This window comes from Pseudomonas sp. SMN11 (assembly GCF_052041945.1).
Taxonomy (GTDB): Bacteria; Pseudomonadota; Gammaproteobacteria; order Pseudomonadales; family Pseudomonadaceae; genus Aquipseudomonas.
Genome location: NZ_JBKGGW010000093.1, coordinates 1 through 466 on the forward strand (window position 1 = coordinate 1; position 466 = coordinate 466).

The 466-nt window shown below is 59.7% G+C and carries 1 protein-coding gene; it reads left to right on the forward strand.

Annotation, left to right across the window (positions count from 1 at the left end):
* The coding region (locus tag ACLEJU_RS28680) for an immunoglobulin-like domain-containing protein (RefSeq protein WP_440776783.1) at positions 1 to 466 on the forward strand (466 nt) is incomplete at both ends.

The following is a 466-nucleotide window of genomic DNA, read 5'->3' on the forward strand; positions in this document are numbered from 1 at the left end:
CGGTAACTTCGAAGCCGTCGACCTGACTGGCGCGACCACTACCGCCACTGTCGAAGACACCATCGACACCACCACCGTGGCGGTTTCCGCCGAGCCGGCGAAGGAAGGCGATACCAATGTCACCTTTAACTTCCAGCTGAACAACCCGCCACAGGCCGGTACCACCGCGACCCTGACCGTGAAAGTCGGCAACGACTACCACACTGTCGAGATCGATTCGACCGGCAAGGGCACGCTGGTCCTGGCAAACACCAACGGTGAAGATGCCTATGTCGATGGAAGCGCTGTAACCGCCACCGTCACCGCCATCAATGGCGGCAACTTCGAAGCGACCAGCGTCACGGGTGCAACGGCCACGGTAAAAGTCGAAGACACCATCGACACCACCACCGTGAGTGTCTCCGGTGACACCGTGAAGGAAGGTGCTGCCAGCATCACCTTCAACTTCCAGCTGAATAACCCGCCA